Here is a 3,368-nt window from a genome sequence, read left to right on the forward strand (position 1 = left end):
GATCCACATTGGTGGTTAAGACAAAATAGTCCTTTCCCTCCACTATTTTTTTCATGTTTCCATAGACATCCGAATGGATATCAATATAGCGATTAAAGTAAATGTTTCTACTCCACCAAGCCCAAAATTCCTCGGGGCTTTCAAAGGGAAAGAAGCCTCCTGAATACATATCTTGTATAGGATATTTTTGGGCAAAGTCGAAAAAATACTTCTGAAAACGCTCTCCACTGTATGTAAAGCCCGCTGCCGTAGATAGTCCGGAGCCGGCACCCAGCATAATAGCCTCCGCATTTTGAATTTTTTCCTTTAATTTACGAACCTGCTCTTCGTAGGGGATATTTTCTCCCGGATGTTGTATGGTATTTCTATTAAAGAAAAACATGGGCACCGCTCCTTTCTATACTCATACGCTATTACGCTCTTACTACGGAAATTCTTTCCTGAATATGCTTTCCGGATTCGATTTCATCCACCATGGCAATGGCATAGTCTGCATAAGAAATCACAGACTCTCCTGCAGGGTTTAAGGTGAACTCTTCTCCGGCAAGGATATATTTTCCACTTCTTTCTCCCTCTGCCTGAAAATCCGCTGCAGGACTAATGTAAGTCCACTTCACATCCTTTCTCTCTCTAAGCTCGGAAAGTGCTGCTGCCATGGCCTGTGCAATGGGCTTATAATCTTCAGGGAAGTCCTTTCCGTCAGCCAGTCGAATCGTATGCTCCGGATTTACGTAAAGAGATCCCGCTCCTCCTACTATTAAAAGTCTTACCTCGGTACCGGAGAGAATGTCTGCTAAGTGCTGTGTTGTCTTACTATGAAGAGGGAGGGTTTCTGCTGTCCATGCACCAAATGCATCCACCACCGCATCATATCCCTTTAAATCCTCTCTTGTAAGCTCCAAAATATCTTTTTGGATATAGTTCTTGGCATCCGTATCGTTTTCTGCTCTTCTTCCAAATGCTGTTACTTCAAAACCTCTGTTTACTGCCTCCGTAATGATTTTCTTTGCTGCTTTTCCGTTTGCTGCTACAACTGCGATCTTTGCCATGATTCTTTCCTTTCCGAGGAAGCTTTCCTCTCTACACTAAAGCTTGTTTTTCCTTGATTTCTTAGACTGTGAGTTCCTAAACTTCATTTTTTCAGCCTTGTCAAAGTAGAGTAATAATTTTTGATCACTCTCTGTTGTAATTTTATTTATTACACCTTAGACGTGTTAAATATAGCACTATTGGATTTTGTTGTCAACTATTTTATTACATCTTTCCAGAAAATATCTTTTAGCATTTTTATGAAAATATAAAAACTAAAAAACCTATTCAACAGTGTCTATGAAAACACCATCAAATAGGCTTTGAAAAATTCCCTTTATGCTCCTCCCTAATTATTTGTAACTTACAATCTGCTCCAAAGTATAGAGCATTGTATTATTTACGCTTGCTTCTGCTACAATTTTCTCATCAAATCCACTTTCCGAAAATAACGCATAATAAAACTTTGCTTCTTTCTTAAGGGAAGAAAGCTTTGCCAAAGTATCCATATATTCCGAATAAGAAAATGGACTCGTTTTCAATTTACATTCTCCCAGTAAATATTGCTTTGCATCTGTACTTATACAAAGAAGATCAATTTCAGACTCTGCTACTCGGACTCCCTTAGGCATGGTCTCATCACGAACTGTCGTCTTTCCCATCCACCTCCCCATTTTGGCATAACGGAAAGGCAGAGCATTCTTTTTCTGCATTTCTCGAACAAACTCATGGCAGACAGACTCAAAAGTAATGGAGGCAAATCGCTGAAGCATAGGCTTAACTAAATATTCATAGACACCATCCACGTCCCCATCTTCCAGCTGAGAAAAATTCGTAAAGCAAAACGCATACCAGAAGCGAAAATAATTATCCGTCAGACGATAAATTCCTCTATTGGAATTCCCATGTTCTTTTATTCCCGCATCCACTGAAAATTCTCGTTCCACAATGCCCAATTCCATCAGGTTCTTAAGGTACACGCTAGTCTTGGAAATATCCTCTACAAGAGACTTTTGGCTAATAGCATTCAGCTTGGTATTTCCCAAGGCAACCGCCTCAATAATGGAATTATAAATCGGAGTTTCTCTCAACTCCTGATGGAGCAAAAACTCCACCTCACTATATAAAATACAACCCTTCGTCAAAATGTTTCTTTTTATATTTTCCTCAAGAGATAAATTCGAATTCCACTGACATAAATAATGTGGTATACCGCCAAGAATAGCATAAGACAATAACTTATCTTTTGCAGAATAATTCGGAAAGAATTTAGCCGCATCATAAAAACCCATTTCCTGCATTTTGTAGATTCCTGTAGCCCTGCCATAGAGAGGATTTTTTTCTGCCAGTAATTCCTTTTCCATAAAACTCATGGCACTTCCGCACAAAACCAGCATTACATTCTTATCTCTAAGCTCCATATCCCATAAGTTTTGTAGTATAGAAGGTATACTTTTATTTCCATGACACATATAAGGGAACTCATCAATAATCAGTAATTTTTTCTCTTCTCCATAAGGAAGCTCCAAAATGGAGCGAAATGCTGTTTCCCAATCATGAAATGTAGAGATATAGTTTTTTGCCGGAATTTCCTCTCGTAACATACAGTTCGAAAAATTTCTGAGCTGCACAGCATCTGTTGTTTCAGTACAGGAAAAAAAGACGTGGGGCTTTCCTTTACAAAACTCTCGTAAAGTTTCCGTCTTACCAACACGTCTTCTACCATATAAAACAATCAGCTGTCCGCCATTTTCATTATATTTGTTATTGAAAAAATTTAACTCATTTTGCCTTCCAATAAACAAAGCACTTTACCTCCCGCCAATGCAAAATATCTAATCCAGATTTACTAAATCACGATTTGATATTATTATAGTGGTTATAAAAAGGATGGGCAAGATATAAAAAAATAGAAATTAGCAAAACTGATAGTTTTATCCTCTACACCTTCTCTCCTTCCTCCTTTGTCTTTCCCATTACCTGACTAATGGCCGCATGACTGCCGGTTTGCATCTGGCTAAGTAATGCCTGCCCGCTGCTCTGTATTTGACTGATCACCGTCTGCCCGCCACTTTTTATCTGGGAAACGGCGGCTTGCTTACTGCTCTCTATCAACTTGCTTAAAGCATTCATAATTTCTTTTTTCTTATCTTCCGGAAGCTTTCCCATCTCCTTCCAGATAGTTTCCATATTTTTCATTAAATTCCCGGAGAACTCTATAAAGGTCTCCGATTTTGTACTTTCAATCAGGGAAAATGCTGTAGTGCAAAGGGATTCTCTGGTTTCATCGTCCATGCTTTCCAGCCAGCTTCCCAAGGTGGTTTTCGTGTACTCACTAA

Annotated in this window: 3 protein-coding genes and 1 pseudogene; all 4 read right to left on the minus strand. The window is 38.9% G+C overall.

Going from position 1 to position 3,368, the window contains the following annotated elements; all coding sequences use genetic code 11:
- Positions 1-382 (minus strand): SIR2 family NAD-dependent protein deacylase (locus ACO4PX_RS09365; RefSeq protein ID WP_485572395.1); only part of this gene is annotated, 382 nt, incomplete at its 3' end.
- A gap of 31 nt (positions 383-413) precedes the next feature.
- On the minus strand, positions 414-1,049 hold the full coding sequence (locus ACO4PX_RS09370) for an NAD(P)-dependent oxidoreductase (RefSeq protein WP_485572397.1): 636 nt from the start codon (positions 1,047-1,049) through the stop codon (positions 414-416).
- A 333-nt stretch (positions 1,050-1,382) separates the two neighbouring features.
- Positions 1,383-2,834, minus strand: coding sequence for an ATP-binding protein (locus ACO4PX_RS09375; protein WP_485572399.1), 1,452 nt, complete (start codon positions 2,832-2,834; stop codon positions 1,383-1,385).
- Positions 2,835-2,970: 136 nt separating this feature from the next.
- Positions 2,971-3,368, minus strand: a pseudogene (locus ACO4PX_RS09380) (Mbeg1-like protein); the annotation flags it as partial.

The sequence above is a fragment of the Oribacterium sp. genome (genome assembly GCF_057249185.1).

What these genes read in the sequence shown, in the direction of transcription:
- ACO4PX_RS09370 (WP_485572397.1), bottom strand. Translation starts at nt 1,049, where the DNA reads ATGGCAAAGATCGCAGTTGTAGCAGCAAACGGAAAAGCAGCAAAGAAA.